The sequence below is a fragment of the Leptolyngbya sp. DQ-M1 genome (genome assembly GCF_039962505.1).
GTDB lineage: Bacteria > Cyanobacteriota > Cyanobacteriia > Leptolyngbyales > Leptolyngbyaceae > Leptolyngbya.
The window spans coordinates 649,349-666,521 of sequence record NZ_JAMPLJ010000001.1 but is presented as its reverse complement, the minus strand read 5'-3'; the positions used below and the strand labels follow the sequence as shown (position 1 = coordinate 666,521).

8 protein-coding genes are annotated in these 17,173 nt (G+C 47.2%); 6 read left to right on the top strand and 2 right to left on the bottom strand.

From position 1 onward, the window contains the following. The first annotated feature begins 50 nt into the window (after positions 1-50). The 6 genes from glmS (at position 51) to NC981_RS03155 (ending at position 9,867) form a co-directional block, all read left to right on the top strand. On the top strand, positions 51-1,937 hold the full coding sequence (gene glmS, locus NC981_RS03180; protein WP_348241498.1) for a glutamine--fructose-6-phosphate transaminase (isomerizing): 1,887 nt from the start codon (positions 51-53) through the stop codon (positions 1,935-1,937). 176 nt (positions 1,938-2,113) lie between these two features. Next, positions 2,114-2,878 (top strand): TnsA endonuclease N-terminal domain-containing protein, encoded by a 765-nt coding sequence (locus tag NC981_RS03175; protein WP_348241497.1) that lies wholly within the window; start codon positions 2,114-2,116, stop codon positions 2,876-2,878. Positions 2,879-2,955: 77 nt separating this feature from the next. Then, positions 2,956-5,229, top strand: coding sequence for a Mu transposase C-terminal domain-containing protein (locus NC981_RS03170; protein WP_348241496.1), 2,274 nt, complete (start codon positions 2,956-2,958; stop codon positions 5,227-5,229). 280 nt (positions 5,230-5,509) lie between these two features. Then, positions 5,510-6,784, top strand: coding sequence for an ATP-binding protein (locus NC981_RS03165; RefSeq protein WP_348242033.1), 1,275 nt, complete (start codon positions 5,510-5,512; stop codon positions 6,782-6,784). After that, positions 6,765-8,732 carry a TnsD family transposase gene (locus NC981_RS03160; RefSeq protein ID WP_348241495.1) on the top strand — a complete coding sequence of 656 codons (1,968 nt, stop codon included), beginning with the start codon at positions 6,765-6,767 and terminating at the stop codon, positions 8,730-8,732. Before NC981_RS03165 ends, NC981_RS03160 begins: the two co-directional genes overlap by 20 nt. A 244-nt stretch (positions 8,733-8,976) precedes the next feature. After that, a complete protein-coding gene (locus NC981_RS03155; protein ID WP_348241494.1) occupies positions 8,977-9,867 on the top strand; it encodes a hypothetical protein in 891 nt (296 codons plus the stop codon). 31 nt (positions 9,868-9,898) lie between these two features. On the opposite strand, the gene NC981_RS03150 is transcribed toward NC981_RS03155, so the two are convergent. Both NC981_RS03150 and NC981_RS03145 read right to left on the bottom strand, forming a co-directional pair. Beyond that, the gene (locus NC981_RS03150) at positions 9,899-13,819 is read right to left on the bottom strand and encodes a PAS domain S-box protein (RefSeq protein WP_348241493.1); all 3,921 of its coding nucleotides are present in this window, start codon (positions 13,817-13,819) and stop codon (positions 9,899-9,901) included. Positions 13,820-13,867: 48 nt separating this feature from the next. After that, positions 13,868-17,161 (bottom strand): PAS domain-containing protein, encoded by a 3,294-nt coding sequence (locus tag NC981_RS03145; RefSeq protein WP_348241492.1) that lies wholly within the window; start codon positions 17,159-17,161, stop codon positions 13,868-13,870. Positions 17,162-17,173: the final 12 nt, after the last annotated feature.

Genomic DNA, 17,173 nt, shown 5'->3' with positions numbered 1-17,173 from the left:
AACTCAGGCTAAATTATCGGGGATAACGTCCCTCAGTTAAGGAGTGAGCTATGTGCGGAATTGTCGGGTATATCGGCACTCAAGAAGCGAGTGGAATTCTACTCGAAGGGCTTCGGAAATTAGAATATCGGGGCTACGATTCTGCCGGAATTGCCACAATCTTAGACGGTGAAATTCACTGTGTCCGGGCAAAAGGCAAACTCCACAATCTCGAAGAAAAACTTGCAGGCGAAACCAATCCCGCCCGTACCGGAATCGCTCACACTCGCTGGGCAACCCACGGCAAACCCGAAGAATACAACGCCCACCCGCACATGGATATGAACATGCGGATTGCGGTGATTCAAAACGGCATTATCGAAAACTATCGCGAACTGCGCGAAGCCTTAAAAAGTCGCGGGACTGAATTTCGCTCAGACACCGATACCGAAGTCATTCCCCATTTGATTGCAGAAGAACTGAGCAAAGCAGAATTCTCGGTTGAGTTTCCTCTGCTCGAAGCGGTGCGGCGAGTCGTGAAACAACTAGACGGGGCATTTGCGATCGCGGTTATTTGCGCGGACTATCCCGATGAATTAATCGTTGCGCGTCAGCAAGCGCCCGTGGTTCTCGGCTTTGGTCAAGGTGAATTCTACTGTGCATCCGATACACCCGCCTTGATTCCCTATACTCGCGCCGTGCTGAATCTCGAAAACGGCGAATTGGCCAGAATGACTCCGATCGGGGTTGAAATCTACAGCTTTGAAGGACAACGCCTGAAGAAGAAGCCTCGCACCTTAGATGTGAATCCGGTAATGGTGGAAAAGCAGGGCTTCAAACACTATATGCTCAAAGAAATTTATGAGCAACCCGGAGTGGTCAGGGCTTGTTTAGAAGCTTATTTCGATACACATTGGACAGCCGCCACCGCGACCTCTCCTGTGAAGCTAAGTCTTCCCAACACATTGCTCGACAACCTACAGCAGATTCAAGTGATTGCTTGTGGCACCAGTTGGCACGCTGGCTTAGTCGGGAAATACTTGCTAGAACAATTAGCCGGAGTTCCAACTTCAGTGCATTATGCGTCTGAATACCGCTATTCTGCCTCACCCCTCACTCCGAATACTTTAACGATCGGAGTCACTCAGTCCGGTGAAACTGCGGACACCTTAGCAGCCTTAGCAATGGAAAAAGATCGTCGAGCCAAACTCAGCATTGATCTAGAAGCTAGATTGCTGGGGATCACCAACCGTCCCGAAAGCTCACTCGGTCAGCTCGTTCCCAACATCATCGAAACTCATGCAGGCATTGAAATCGGTGTTGCAGCCACCAAAACCTTTGTCGCTCAGGTAATGGCGTTTTACGCTTTAGCGATCGATCTAACCTTCCGCCGCCAAGCAAAATCGCCCGAAGCCATTGAACAACTGCTCAACGGATTACGCCAACTCCCCGCACAAATTGAAATCATTCTCGAAAGCCAAGAGCGCTACATCGAAGAACTCGCCCACGATTTTGCTGAAACACAGGACTTTATCTTCTTAGGGCGCGGCATCAATTTCCCGATCGCGCTGGAAGGAGCCTTAAAACTCAAAGAGATTAGCTATATTCACGCAGAAGGTTATCCCGCAGGCGAAATGAAGCATGGCCCCATTGCATTATTAGATGCGAAGGTTCCGGTTGTGACGATCGCGATGCCTGGATTGGTGTTTGAGAAAGTGTTATCAAATGCACAGGAAGCACGAGCGCGAGATGCAAGATTGATCGGTGTGACTCCGATGGATGAGCAAGACGCAGCAGATACCTTTGATACGCTGATTCCTGTTCCCCATGTCGATGAAATGCTATCACCTATTCTCACGGTGATTCCGCTGCAATTGCTGGCATATCATATTGCTGCACGACGTGGGTTAGATGTTGATCAGCCACGCAACCTAGCAAAGAGCGTCACCGTGGAATAGCAGTCGCTTGTGCAAATTGTTGTTGTAGATTGAAAATAAAGTTGTACACTAGCAAATAAAGTACTACACTGTTTGCTAAAATTGTACACTAGTAAATAAAGCTGTACACTACTGTGTATGGCTTTTTTACTTCGGATTTTTATGGTTTGCTAGCTTTTCCCTAAGGAGAAGGATGAATGGCTAAGCGCAAACGCGATACCAACGCAACAACTACCGAGAATCGTTTGAAGGAAGGGCGGGGTCAAGGGAAAGGAGCTCAGTACAATCCTTGGCTCCATATTCAAGACGTCCCTTCACAAGGGCTTTGTAGCCGAATCAAAGGATGGAAGACGGGGAGAACTCATCATCTGTTGAGCGAGTTAGAAACCAGCTTTTTTTATGTACTAGAGTGGTCGCCTGTTGTTCTTGATATTCGCGAGCAATTTCCTCTATTGCCATTGGAGGAAACTTTAGCGATTGCTGAGCAGTGTGGCTTTGCCCATCCTTCAAGTCCACGAACTAAAGAGCCAATTGTAATGACCACTGACTTTCGGGTCACGGTTCATCAGAAGGCTAACACTATTGAGCAGGCGAGAGCCATTAAGTGTGTAAAGGACTTGCAATCACGACGCGTTTTGGAAAAGCTGGAAATTGAGCGATGTTACTGGCAAAGGCGAGATATTGATTGGGGAATTGTGACTGAAAGAGACATTTCAAGCCACATCGTCGGAAATATCAAGTGGTTGCATCCTTTCCTACATATCACCGACTTGCCATCTCTGGCTCCAAGTGATATCTCACGGATTTCTGCGGTTATGACTCCAATAGTGTTGCAGTCTCAGGATGCTTTAGCGGACATTGCTGCTACTTGTGATGAGCAACTTGGATTGGCACCTGGCTTGAGTTTATCGGTCGCTCGATATCTACTCGCTAATCGATTTTGGCAAGTAGATATGAATTAGCCTATTCATCCTAATCGAAGGTTAGTACTTTTAGCTACCATGCCCATAAAAGCTGCTCAAGTGCGTGGAGAATTAGCATGAAGCTATTTATTAATATGTTAATTGAGTGGCAAGGGAGTACAGAATTACAGATTGAGCGTATACTTTGGATTGATTCATCAGGTACAGATGTTGCCACGATTGATATTATTAGCCCCAAAGCTTTGCCAGTTTTTCGTAAATATAAAGAGATCGAAGCCGCTATCGTTGCCGGAGAGCTTCAAGTTTTAGAAGTCGATCCCTATGCTGCGCTTCTACGAGCAGAGGACGATATTCCAGAGAAACACCGTCAACGGCGAGATGCAGCCTGGGAGGTCATTGCATCTCTTGTTGAGGATTCGACAGGACAGATTTTTTACTCACGTGGTCGGGGCGCACTGCTAATTGCCCATGAGGAAAAGACAGGATGGACAAAAAAGACGATTTACAAATTCTTAAGGCGTTATTGGCAGGGTGGGCAGACCAAGAATGCTTTGCTGCCCCTCTTTGACAACTGTGGGGGAAAAGGTAAGGAACGACAAAGTAGCGACTTGAAGCGGGGGCGTCCGAGTAGGCTCACTCAGGTTAAGGCTATACCGACTGGGGTGAATATTGATGCTGATGTCCGTGAGAAATTTAAACGTGGCATTCAGCTTTTCTATGAAACGGATGAAAAAAGGACATTGCAGGATGCTTATCAGAAAACATTAGAGAAATTTTTCCACAGGGGGTACGACAGGCTCTCTGATGGAACTCTTGTACCGTTTCTTCCTCCTGTTGAGGAATTACCCAGTTTCGGACAATTTCGCTACTGGTATGAGAAGGAGCGGAATGCCACCCAGGCTTTATCCGCTCGTGAAGGCAAACGTCGCTATAACTTAAGCTACCGTGAGGTGCTAGGTGACTCTACCCAGATGGCGTTTGGTCCTGGGTCTGTTTATCAAATCGATGCCACGATTGGAGATATCTACTTGGTCAGCTCTTTTGATCGCACTCGAATCATTGGGCGACCTGTAATCTATGTCGTGATTGATGTATTCAGCCGCATGATTGTCGGTATAAGCGTCACCCTGGAGGGACCAAGTTGGGTTGGCGCAATGCAGGCATTAGAGAATGCAGCTAGTGATAAGGTGCCGTTCTGTTACGAATACGGAATTGAGATTGCTGAGGAAGATTGGGCTTGCTACCATTTGCCCGAGATGATTCTGGCAGATCGGGGCGAATTTGAGGGATATAATGCTGACAACCTCGTGAATGCTCTCAATATTCGTGTCTCTAATACACCACCTTATCGAGCCGATTGGAAAGCGATCGTCGAGCGCAACTTCCGCTTAAGTAATGACAAATTCATCCATTGGGCACCAGGAGCTGTTTATCAGCCGCGTCAGCGTGGGGATACAGACTATCGGCTAGATGCTGTCTTGGATCTTCATCAGTTTCGCAAACTGATGATTCTCTCGGTCCTCGATCACAACAAGGATCATCGGATGGACTGGTATCGTATGGATGAGTTTATGATTCGTGATCATGTTGATCCTTATCCAATTGATCTTTGGAATTGGGGAATTCGCAACCGGGTAGGACATCTCCGAGTAGTGAATCCTGAGATTCTTCGGTTGAATCTTTTACCGGGTGAGAAGGCTTCTGTTACTTACCGAGGGATTCGCTGCTTTCAAGGTTTACTTTACTCTTGTGACTTAGCATTACGAGAACAATGGTTTGTGCGGGCACGGGAAAGAGGTTTCTGGAAAATTAATATTGCCTATGAACCGCGAAAGCTGGATGAGATTTATCTGCGGCTCGATGGTGGTCGTCGTTTGGAGCGTTGCCAGCTTATAGACGCAGATAAAACATTTCGGGGCAAGGACTGGTATGAAACCACAGACCACCTTGAAATTCGTCAGCAGGAGAAGGAACGAGCTAAGAGCCGCAAGCAACAGTCTAAAGCTGCCTTTAATGCTCAAATGGAGCAGATTATTGCTGAGGCAACAGAGCAAACTTCTAAGGAATTAGAGTCTACAGGTCAGCAAAGCAAACGATCTCGTATTAAGGGAATTCGGCAAAACCGAAAGGAAGAACGTGAGATGGAGCGTGAAGCTCAAGCGTGGAGATTAGGGAGAGCAGAGCCAACAGGTGAATCTGCAAAAGTGGTTCCACTGATTGTGCCGACAGATGAGCCTGAGAGAACGGATCCAGAGGAGGTACTAGACAAACCCGTAGAGGCTTTGGAGAGCAAAATAGCAGACGGCTCTACAGCAACTGATACTTATGCTCGCTCTCAGCTAATTGATATATTTGATAAATTACGAGATGAGGAGGTTGATGATGAATGATAATCAGCATATTCCATCCGTTCTAGTTAATCGGGGCAAGATTGAGCAGGCAACTTACCACAGCCCAGAGATCCCAAACTACCAAGGAAATCCTTTAATTGAAGCCCTACCCCCCATTCTGGATCAAATTGCCACCGCGCGTCGTCTTGCATACTATCCGAAGTATAACGAGAAGCATCGTAGCGTGCCTGCTCATCTCCGTCTTCATCACATTCAGACTATCCTTCAACTCTTTGCCCCCCTGCCGGTTCACCTCGATTTAGAACAACGGTTCTCACGGATGATTCGGGTGGGATATCAGGCGCGTAATCCGGCATTGCAAGGTTTTTGGAGTGATCTTAATGCCAGAGTAGAGGCATTAGGCACTGCACTGCCTAGGTCTCCACGCTCAACTGCTACCGGCTTCACAATTGTTGGCATTAGTGGCGTTGGCAAAACAACTTCAATCGAAGCGATTCTATCCCTTTACCCGCAAGTTATTATTCATAACCGTTATCGCGAACGCGACTTTAACTTTATACAAATTGTTTGGTTGAAGCTAGATTGCCCATTTGACGGCTCAATCAAGGGATTGTGTCTCAATTTTTTTCAAGCAGTGGATGATCTACTAGGAACTCGTTACTACGAAAACTATGCTAGTAGTCGCAAGACCATTGATGAGCTGCTTCCTCGTATGGCAAAGGTTGCCTCTCTACACTCTATTGGTGTGTTGGTGATTGATGAGATTCAGCATTTGAGCCAAGCAAAGAGCGGTGGCTCTAGTAAGATGCTCAACTTCTTTGTACAGTTGATTAATACGATCGGCTTACCTGTAGTTCTCGTTGGAACTTACAAAGCGATGTCTGTTCTCTCTGGAGAGTTTCGGCAAACTCGTAGAGGCACAGGTCAAGGGGATTTAATGTGGGACAGGATGAAAAAGGACGAAACTTGGTCTTGGTTTCTGAAGTGTTTATGGAAATATCAGTATGTGGAAAAGCCTTCTCCTGTGAACTCAACTCTAAGTGACACATTGTATGAGGTAACACAGGGAATTACAGATTTTGCGATTAAAGTTTATATGTTGGCTCAAATCCGAGCAATTGTAGATAAGGAAGAGATTATTACTAAACAAAATATTGAGCTAGCCGCTAAAGAGAGTTTACGGATGGCAAATCCTATTCTGAAAGCCCTCAAAGAGAACGATATTCGTATTCTTTCTACTGTTGAAGACGTACATCCTATTGATCTTGAGCCATTTCTCGAAGAAGCCCAAGACAAGCTAAATAGAGCTGAACAGTTTCAGGCATTAGCTGGAACACAATTATCCGTTAATGTTGGAGAAGAGGGTCAACTCAATTCACCTACTGCGGTCGAATCAGAAGTCTCATCTGCTAGAACTACTAAACCACGTAAAAAACGAAAGGAACCTTATCCACTAGAAGGAAGCTTGCCTGAAATTGTAGCACGAGAAGAGCAGCAACTCACTGCCTACGATGCGCTGCACCGAGCAGGATGGATTCGCTCTGCAAATGAGTATCTGTTGGAAGAGGTGCCCGATGCTAGGTTGCTTTCCTGATCCCTACCCAGACGAGCTTCTCTACAGTGTTTGCGCCCGATTTCACGATCGCGTTCAATACCCTAACAAAAAGAATACAATGCGGGAGTTATTTGGAGATGAAGCCGCGATCGCAACCGTCGGATTACCCAGCAATCTCAAAACGCTTGTCTCATCGCTGCCTCCTGGCAGTCCCTACACAGTTAAACGTTTAATCAATCATCACACCTTGTATCCCTTCTATGCTCCTTTTCTTGATCCCAAGCAGGCTCGACAGCTTTGGAGCGATATGGAAGGGGCGCGAGGACCCAGCATCTATATGCGTTCTGGAGTAATGGCAAGCACAGTTCAGTCGATGGAGTGGCTGAGATTTTGTCCTCTGTGTGTCCAGCAAGACAAAGAACAATTTGGTGAATACTACTGGCATCGGCTGCATCAGTTACCAGGTATTGAGGTTTGCCCGGATCACGAGGTTCGGATCCTGGATAGTCAGATTCGGATTCAGAATCCCCAAACTCGCCATGAATTTGTTTCAGCAGAACGAGGTATTCAGCCTCCCAAGTCTCGCTCATATCAACTCTTGAATTCCCATCAAGATATTTTGCTAAGGATTGCTCAAGATGCTGCTTGGTTGCTAAGACAGCAGCATCTGGCTCTCGGTCTGGATGTTTTAGCAGAACGTTATCGTGAACTTTTAGCCGAACGAGACCTTGCAACCTACAGTGGTAGAGTCCGAGTCAGTGAACTACTCTGCAGGTTCTGCGAATGTTATTCCTCTGAGCTGCTTGACCAACTTCAGTGCCAGCTTGACTACGATAGCCAACACAATTGGCTATTTCGGTTAGTTCGATCGCCGAAAGGTTCTCAGCATCCATTGCGACATCTCCTCCTGATGCAATTTTTGGAGCATACAGCTGAATCATTTTTCAGATTGCCTAAACAATTCAAGCCTTTCGGCAAGGGACCCTGGCTTTGTCTCAACAAAGCGGCTGATCACTTTCGAGAACCTGTCATTACTGAATGTGAAATTGTCTCTAGCAAGGAACACGGTAAGCCAATGGGTACGTTCTATTGCTCCTGTGGCTTTATCTATAGCCGTACTGGACCGGATGAATCGGAAGCAGACACACTGAGAATTACCAAGATTCGAGCATTCGGCTCAGTCTGGGAAGGTGACCTCAAGATACTCTGGAATGACTCATCCATCAGTTTGCGTGGAATTGCCCGTCAGCTTGGAGTGGATGCTGCAACCGTTAAACTCCATGCAGCTGCGCTAGACCTTGAATTTCCCCGCCGAGGAAAGCGATTAACAACTCGAATGGATCGGTCATTAGCGTGCTCCCCACCAGCGGAGCCAAATGTTTCAGAAACGTCTTTAGAGAGATATCGGCAGAAGTGGCTAATGGCAAGACAAGAATATCCTGAAGCAGGACGAACCGCACTGAAAGACCAGTTTCAAGAAGTCTATGTGTGGTTGCGCCGAAACGATCGAGAATGGTTAGAAGCTCATTTGCCAGCTCGAATGAAAAAAACTCCTCCACCTAAACGAGTTGACTGGGAGCATCGAGATACTGAGTTGGCGGATGCGGCAAGACAAGCTGCTTTGCATTTGCAGAATAAATCAGGCAAGCCAACTCAAATCACGATCGCGGCAATTGGTCGAGAATTAGGTCAGCTGGCTTTGATTCAGCGCCATTTCGATAAACTTCCGGTAACTGCACAAGCTCTTTCCGAACTCGTTGAAACTCGTGAAGCCTTTGCGTTACGTCGTATTCAATGGGCTGTGCAATCCTACAATCAGGAAGGGATTTGTCCACAAAGATGGCAGTTAGTACGAAGAGCAGGCTTGCGACCAGAAATAGAAGCGTTGCCCACAGTACAAAACGCCGTCGACGAAGCGATAGAATCTTTAGAGTTTATTCCGTTACAGCCCAATAGGGAGCATTTACCCCAGCAATTGGCTTTTTAAACGGGTGAAAGGTAACCTTGTGATGGTGCGCTTCTTTCAACAGAAGTTGTGCATCGGCAGTGACAAACAACACCGGTTTTGAAGCGTGCGATGGAGAGTTCAGAGAAGCTGATTTCTCATGAGGGTTATTTTCTTGGTACGACTAGAGTAGTGGTCATTGACCAGTCTCGGACCAGCTATTGGAACCCTGCCAGCGGTTTAGATGCTTCGATGTAGAGAACCCTTATCAAAAGCAAGCGTCATCGTGGGAATCTATAAAGATTGGTCGTTTCAACCAGGAGAAGGAGTTGCCTTCTGGTGGAGGCGATCGCCTCGTCTTGATCCAGTCAATCGCTCATGGATAGCCACTGCTATTTTTCGTCGCTTATCAGGAGAGTGTCAGGAAATAGACTTTCCGTGGAGGGAGTTTTGGCGAACTCGCCAAGGCTGGATCTATCGAGATGGACGAATTAACACATGGCTTCAAGATCTTACACAATTTAGGATCGAGCGTCGGAAAATTAAACTTGCTGAAGCACCAAAGACGATACTACTGAGTGCTCAAGAGGCTTTGGATACTAATCATAATTTGATTCAAGGGGCTAAGAATTTATCCGAATTTTGTATCGAGTTACGAGTTGACCAGCTAGTTTTGGTGATTCCAGTGCTTGTTCTGATCCGGAGCTTGACACCCAGTAGACACTTAGCTTTTGGAATACTGGAACCAAATTATCCAGAACGAATCATGACGGGGTGGGAAGTTGAAAAGGATACACTTTATCTCAACTTCTCAGATGAGGTTCCTCATTCCTCACTTACAAAACCATTTGTTAAAACGATTGCAGAACTTCTTTATGACACTTTATTTAGAAGAATTTGGGATAGTGTTTATCGCAATCGGATTCTAGATCGCGCAAATCATCACTTTTTGAGTTGGGGAGTTGAAATTCCACTCAAAATGGAATTTCCAGAGTGCTCAGCCCTAGTTGTTCAGGGTGTACGTTATAGATCGGTCGAGTTTATCGATGAATTAATTTACACAGAGAGATTCCTGGTGCAGGATATATTGCTTCAACGCAAGACTGTATCTCTACCATTTATGCAGATAGAAGTAAGGCATCCTAAATTGAACAGTGTCAGAATTTACAAGTATTAAGTAACCCGAGTCTCCAATGAAGGCGCATCGATCATTTAAGATAATCGCTAGCGATTATCGATCTCTGGTTAACTATCTCAACGATCGCTTTCACTAAGTTCTCCGGATCTACAGGTTTAGAAATATGCCGCTGAAATCCAGAAGAAAGTGCCTGCTGACGATCGTACTCTCCAGCATAGGCAGTCAGAGCAATTGCTGGTATCCCTCCTCCTGCTTCGGGAGATCGTTCTCGAATCTGTCGCATCAGTGTATAGCCATCCATTTCTGGCATGCCAATATCCGAGAGTAAAACATCAGGAACAGAGTGAGCCAGCGTTAACAATGCGTCTGCTGCGGAACTGGCAACTGTTACCTGGGCACCGTGCTGCTCTAGGATGAATTCTGCCAAATTGCGCATGTCAGCTTCATCGTCCACAACGAGAATGTGCAGCCCGGTTAAATCCTCAATTTGAATTCGCGATTCTCTGGCTGTAGAGCTTTCTGTTGCAACAGTGGCAATGGGTAAGCGAACGGTGAATGTTGCTCCCAATCCTTCTCCTGGACTGTCTGCCTGAATTGTTCCACCATGCAGTTCCACAATTTGACGCGAGATCGCAAGTCCTAATCCCAATCCCCCAAACTGACGAGTCGTGCTGCTATCCGCTTGGCGGAAGTATTCAAACACATGGGGTAGAAAGTCTGGATGGATTCCTCTGCCTGTGTCAATCACCTGAATGTAAACGTGCTGGTCGAACTCCTCCATCTGAATGATGACTTGTCCTTCATTCGGTGTGAATTTGATTGCATTTGAGAGTAGATTCCACAGAACTTGTTGCAATCGATTGGCATCTCCCAATACAGATTTCGGGTATTCTTGCAACCGAGTTTGAATCTGAATAGATTTGGCAGAAGCAGCAAGTTGTACGGTTTCGATCGCGCTGTGAATGACAGTGATTAAGTTGACTGGCACAATGTTGAAACTGAGTTTTCCCCGTAACATCCGAGAGATATCTAGCAAGTCTTCAATTAGCTGTGCCTGAAGCTTGGCGTTACGTTCAATGGTTGCTAATGCTTGATCAACCTTATCAGTTTTTAGCTGTCCGGCTCGTAGAATTCTTGTCCAGCCCAAAATCGGATTAAGGGGCGATCGTAGTTCGTGAGAGAGCACGGCTAAAAACTCATCTTTCACCCGGTTTGCTTGTTCTGCTTCGGCTCTTGAGGTGCGTTCTGCCTCATACAACTGGGCGCGGGAAACGGCTTGGGCACACTGACGACTGAGGGCGAGAATAAACTCACGATCCTCCTGGCTCAGGTGCTTGAACTCGTTAAAGCTTATTAACATTCCGCCGATTGACTTGCCTTCAACCACCAAAGGAAGTGCCATCCAGGATTGAAAATCATACCGACTGTAAATCTCAGCTAGATGGGGATAGCGAGCAATGCGCTCTAACAACGTTTCTACCCAAACTGGCTGCGCGGTTCGGATGGCTTCTGCTAGGGGAACATCTGTGTTGATCGAAAACTTGCGCCAAGACTTTACTAAGTCTGCTTGATAGCCGATCGATTTCACAATCTCAAGTTCTGTCCTATCCTTACTCACTAGAACTACCAGTGCCGCCGCTGCTTTTAGGACTGCCATACTCTGTTCGACGATAACCTCTATCACTTGTTCGGGTATGAGAGATTCTGAAAGTGCGGCTGTCACCCCTTGTAGACGGGCAATACGATCGGCGGCTGAGAGCGCGTCTTGCTTTGCCTGCTGAGCCATGTGATAAAGACGAGCATTATCAATGGCGATCGCTGCACGACGCGCTAAATCTTTAGCTAGATCCAGATCTTCCATGCTGTACTGGCGATTTGATTCGGCAAAAACAAAGGAAAGGCTGCCAAGCACTCGTCCACGAGCTTGCAACGGCGTTATAATGCAAGACTTCAAGCCTAATTCTCGTATGATTTTCAAATAGTCAGGAATTGGGACACTCGCTGCAAGTTGCTCATCCGTAATCTCAATCGCAATTTCACTTTGCCCAGTTTTCATCACTTGAGAGATACCATATCCATCTTCTAAGTGCCTCGGAAAGCGCTGTGCTACCTCCCATGCAAACTTAACCTTATCAGGATCAGCATGAGCAACCGCGACGCGGCTAATAGAACCGTCATGATTTAATAAATCAACACCGCACCAATCTGCGAAACAAGGAACAGCTAGGCGTGCGACACTCTGTAGCGTTTGTTCATAATCTAGCGATGATGCCAGGAGTGTGCTGGCTTCCGCGAGAAAGGTCGATCGCCGCAAATCTGCTTCTGCCTCTAAACGGGCAGTTTGCTCCTGTATCTGCCGCCGCAACAACTGAACTCGTTCGATTTCTATTTGCTTGCGTTCTGTAATGTCCTTATTAATTCCAATGAGAAACAGAGGATTCCCTGCTTTGTCATACACCGTTTTGGCTGTGGTTTCGATCGGGACTTCTGAGCCATCCTTTCGCAAACAGGGAATTTCACCATGAAATTCGCCAGTTTCTTGAATCGACTGAATAATTTGAGCGGTCATCGCCGCTTTAACATCGGGGCGGTGAATGAAATTGACAGGCTGACCAACCGCCTCCGCAGCCGTATAGCCAAAAACCTGCTCCGCATTCCCAAGCCAGCGTTGAATCTTTCCCTCTAAGTCAGTTAATAGAATTGCGTCAGGCATTTGTTGTAGAGCAATCTCCGAAATCAGACGCTCTGCCTCAGCTTCTTTGCGATCGGTGATATCGAAAAAGGAACAAACCACTGCATAAGGAGTTGCATCATTGGCTTGAAATAGCGGACGGGTATTGATCGAAATCCAGGTCAGTGTGCCATCGGGCTTGCGAATTCCCATGATTACGTTAGACTGAGGCTCTCCAGTTCGCAGCGTGATCATCGCTGGATGCAGTTCCCCTGGAAACGGAGAACCATCTTCATAGATCGCACACCAGCGCGGATCAAGGGAGGAACGCCCCATCATTTGATCGGCAGTTAGCCCTAAGATTCTTTCAGCGCTGGCATTGCAGGTCGTGATCCTACCGTCCCTGTGCTGAAACACGATTCCTTCGGCTGCTGTTTCAATCACCGAACGATAGCGTTCTTCTGATTCTCGCAGAATCGCATCTGCTTGCTTACGCTCTGTAATGTCGCTGATGGCAGCAATTACATTGGTTATGCTTCCGTCTGCATTGAGCAATGGAGAAGCGTTGATCGATAAGATAATTTTCGTGCCATCGGAATGAGCGACCGCGTGTTCAACTTGATAAATCGGCTTCCCGGTTTGCATCACCTGCACAAACGGCAAATCTTCTTCGGGAAAGGGTTGTCCATCTACCGTTGTAATTGACCAAGACGGGTCATTGTACGTCCGTTCAGTCAGGTTACTACGAGTGAGTCTTAAAATCTGTTCTGCGGTGGGATTGGCACTAACAATCTGTCCCAGCTGGTCAAGAATGACAATTCCATCTGGAATCGTCTGAAAAATGCTAGTTAATTGAGCTTCCCTTTCCCGTAAAGCCTCTTCAATCTGTTCCTTTCGCAAGGTCACTTCGATTCCCTTGCGTTCAGTAATGTCCTGGAAATAAGCAAAAACATTTCCCGTAGCAGGCAGGAGACGTACTGCAAACCAACGATTCAACACCGCATAAAATGCTTCAAATTCAACAGCCTGTTGCTCGACCATCGCCTGGTGGAAGTGCTGATAGAGTGGAGAAAGGGCATCAACTCGAAAAACATCCCACACCGCTTTACCGAGCAGGTGGGAGCGTTCAACTCCCAATATCTGTTCTGCTTTGCGGTTGAGATAGGTGCAGCACCCCATTGAGTCCAGCACAAAAAATGCCTCTATCATGTTCTCCACAACAACAGCAAATTGTGCCTCAGCCATCTGAAATGGCATCTGTGCTAATGATGCCAGAGGCTGGGGAAGATCACCGTTTAGATTAGCCAAGTTGAGTTCCATGAGTGCTTCTATCGATTCAATACAAGAAATTATTTAACAAACGCCTAATCAACGAACGACTAAGCTAGCGATCGCTGAAATGAGATGATCCGGTTCAACTGGTTTTGAGAGATGTTTTTGAAACCCGGCGGCTAGAGCTTGTTGCTGATTCATTTCTCCGGCAAAAGCAGTGAGCGCGATCGCTGGGATAGATCCGCCCTGCTCTGGCGACAAGGCTCGAATCTGACGAATCAGCATATACCCATCGGTGTCTGGCATTCCAATATCACTGAGTAAGAGATTGGGTTGAGACTGCATTAATGTTGCCAATGCTGCAGTTGCTGAAGCGGTTATTATAACCCTCGCGCCTGCTTGCTCTAGGACAAAGGCAACAAACTCACGAGTATCCACGTCGTCATCCACAACCAGAATCTGAAGCCCGTTAAGGTTGTTAGATTCCAAGGGTTGAATCTCTTCATCCACTATGGATTGAGTAGACATCAGCGGGAGTCTCACCGTAAAAGTTGCACCTAGCCCTTCCCCTGGACTTTCTGCTTGGACTGTACCCCCATGTAATTCAACAAGGTGACGGACGATCGCAAGTCCTAATCCTAATCCGCCAAATCGGCGAGTCGTGCTGCTATCCGCCTGACGAAAATACTCAAACACATGAGGCAAGAAATCTGGGCGAATCCCCTGCCCGTTGTCGCTAACCTGAATCTGAGCGTAGGCTTCGACCCGCGTGAGTCGAACTTCGATACGACCACCAGACGGTGTGAACTTGATCGCATTCGAGAGCAAATTCCACACGACTTGTTGTAGACGATTGGCATCGCCGTTAACTTGCCCAACCTTCGAGTTCAAAATTGTCTGAATTTGAATGCCTTTTGCTTCAGCGGATAATTGCACTGTTTCGAGGGCGGCTTCGATCGTAGTCACTAAGTTCCCAGGAAAAGAATTCAATCTCAGTTTGCCTTGCAGAATCCGAGAGACATCGAGCAAGTCTTCAATTAGTTGAGCCTGAAGTTTGGCATTGCGCTCGATTGTTTCTAGAGCGCGATCGGCAGCTTGTGGCTCAAAGGGGCGGGTACGTAAAAGCCGTGTCCAACCTAAAATCGGATTGAGGGGGGTTCTTAATTCATGAGACAGCACTGCGAGGAATTCATCTTTAATGCGGTTCGCGGCTTCTGCCTGCTCACGGGCAATCTGTTCTCGCCTCAGTAGTTGTTCACGTTCTACCTCTATGGCTTTGCGCTCTGTCACATCAATGGTCGCGCCTAGCATTCGCACTGGACTGCCTTGTTGGTCAAAAATCACGCCTCCTTTAGTAGAGAGCCAGCGAATTTCACCAGTGGGATGGACAGCCCGAAGTTCAATTTCATAGCCTGATCGATCCTTTAGAGCCTGCTGGATAGCTTCTGACACTTTTGCCTGATCCTCAGGATGAATTAGTTCAGCAAAATCCTCGACTTTGCCGCTAAAGGTTTCGGGCGCTAAGCCATGAAAGTGATAAATTTGTTCCGACCACGTGATGTGATTATTCGCAATATCCCAATCCCAAATCCCTGATTGACCCACTAATAATGCTAAACGCAGCCGTTCTTCGCTCTGGCATAAGGATTCTTCTGCCTGCTTGCGATTCGTGATGTCAAAAAGAACTCCGATCGAGCGAACTGCCCGTCCCGCTTGATCGTAAGTAAAGTTTCCTAGCCCAGCTAACCAAGCGATCTGCCCGTTATCTGCTCGAATTACCCGATACTCAGCCTCATAGAGCGTGCGATCTTGCCGTGCCTGCTGCCATGCCTGAATCACTCGCTCCAGGTCATCTGGATGAATGCGATCGCTCCACATCTCCTCGCTTGCTTCCCCAGTTGCAACAGGCTCATAGCCCATCATCGTAAAGTGGTGTTCTGACCAGATAGCTTTTCCGGTATTCAGGTCTACATCCCACGTGCCCATCTGAGCGCCTTCCGTTGCCAATCGCAACCGTTCTTCGCTCTGGCGCAGGGCTGCTTCTGCCCGCTTGTAGTCCGTTACGTCAGTGGCTACGGCAAGCACTGTTGTGATCTGCGCTCCTTGGACTAATTCAGGCACAAAGCGAGCCTGATACAACCGCATTTCGCCATTGATATTGGGAAACTCATATTTAATCGAGGAACTCTGTCCCGTTTCAAAGACCTGCTGTAGAGTGGCGTACCAGAATTGCGATCGCTCGTCTGTAAATCCCAGTTCAACGCCTGTTTTGCCGATGAACTGTTCTGGTAGGATTCCTAATGCCCGCTCAATGCTGGGGTTGATGTAGAGATAGCGGAGGTCACGATCGTAGCGAACGATAATATCCGGTGTATTCTCAACGACCGCACGGAACATCTGTTCACTCTCTCGTAATTCGTCTTCAACCTGTTTGCGATCGGTAATATCGTGAACTGTACCCACAACCTGATAGGCTCGTCCATCTGGCAACCGAGTCGAAACCGTGTTACGGCTCCACAGCCAACGCCACTCACCGTTCGCATGGCGCATCCGGTACTCATGATCAACAACCTCACCATCTTGTACCCGATTCAGCCGTTCGATCTGGCTTCCAAGGTTCGCAAAATCTTCAGGATGCATCAGTTGGGAAAAGAGCTGATCGCCAAATATCTGAATTTGTTCGGGTGTATAGCCTAGCAGTTCCCCAATTTGACGATTGACATAGACATTGCGCTGCTCCAGCACGTCATAAACATAGAGCGTTCCCGGTATTGCATCGGCAATCTGCTGAATGAACCGTTGGCTTTCCTGAAGCTGTAACTCAGCGCGTTTACGATCGCTAATGTCAGTTGTGCTACCAATAAGGCGTGTGGGGTTACCGTCAGCATCTCGCTCTACGACCAAACACTGATCTAGAACATAAACATACTGATTCGACTTGTTGAGAATTCGATATTCAGAGGTAAAGTAATCATCCTTTGTCAACGCAACGGATGCTCGCTCTTGAATGGGTAGTAAATCATCTGGATGAATGCGATCGCGCCACCAAGCTCCAGTTGGCTCCGCTTCTTCTAGGGAATGACCTAAAATTCGGGTTAATCCATCGGTTCGCTCGACTCGATCCAGTTCAATATCCCAGTCATAAATCAAGCAATTGACTGCCTTTGCTGCGAGTTGAAAGCGTTCATTCGCCGCTCTTAAATGTTCTTCACTCCCCCGGAGTGCCGCTTCAGTTTGCTTTCGCTCTATTCTTTCTTGGCTAAGTTGCTGCTGGAGTTGCTGAAGTTTCTGCTGACATTGGCTGTGAGACTGCTCCAGATCTCGCAGGCGTTGGCGAAGTGCGTTGATCTCGTCAAGATACGGATTCGTAGGAGTGCTAGGGTTGTTCATTGGGACAGGGAG

Excerpts from the sequence above, each read along its gene's own strand:
- NC981_RS03165 (WP_348242033.1), top strand. The coding sequence starts at position 5,510 with ATGATTCGGGTGGGATATCAGGCGCGTAATCCGGCATTGCAAGGTTTT.
- NC981_RS03170 (WP_348241496.1), top strand. The coding sequence starts at position 2,956 with ATGAAGCTATTTATTAATATGTTAATTGAGTGGCAAGGGAGTACAGAA.
- NC981_RS03150 (WP_348241493.1), bottom strand. The coding sequence starts at position 13,819 with ATGGAACTCAACTTGGCTAATCTAAACGGTGATCTTCCCCAGCCTCTG.
- NC981_RS03175 (WP_348241497.1), top strand. The coding sequence starts at position 2,114 with ATGGCTAAGCGCAAACGCGATACCAACGCAACAACTACCGAGAATCGT.
- NC981_RS03160 (WP_348241495.1), top strand. The coding sequence starts at position 6,765 with ATGCTAGGTTGCTTTCCTGATCCCTACCCAGACGAGCTTCTCTACAGT.
- glmS (WP_348241498.1), top strand. The coding sequence starts at position 51 with ATGTGCGGAATTGTCGGGTATATCGGCACTCAAGAAGCGAGTGGAATT.
- NC981_RS03145 (WP_348241492.1), bottom strand. The coding sequence starts at position 17,161 with ATGAACAACCCTAGCACTCCTACGAATCCGTATCTTGACGAGATCAAC.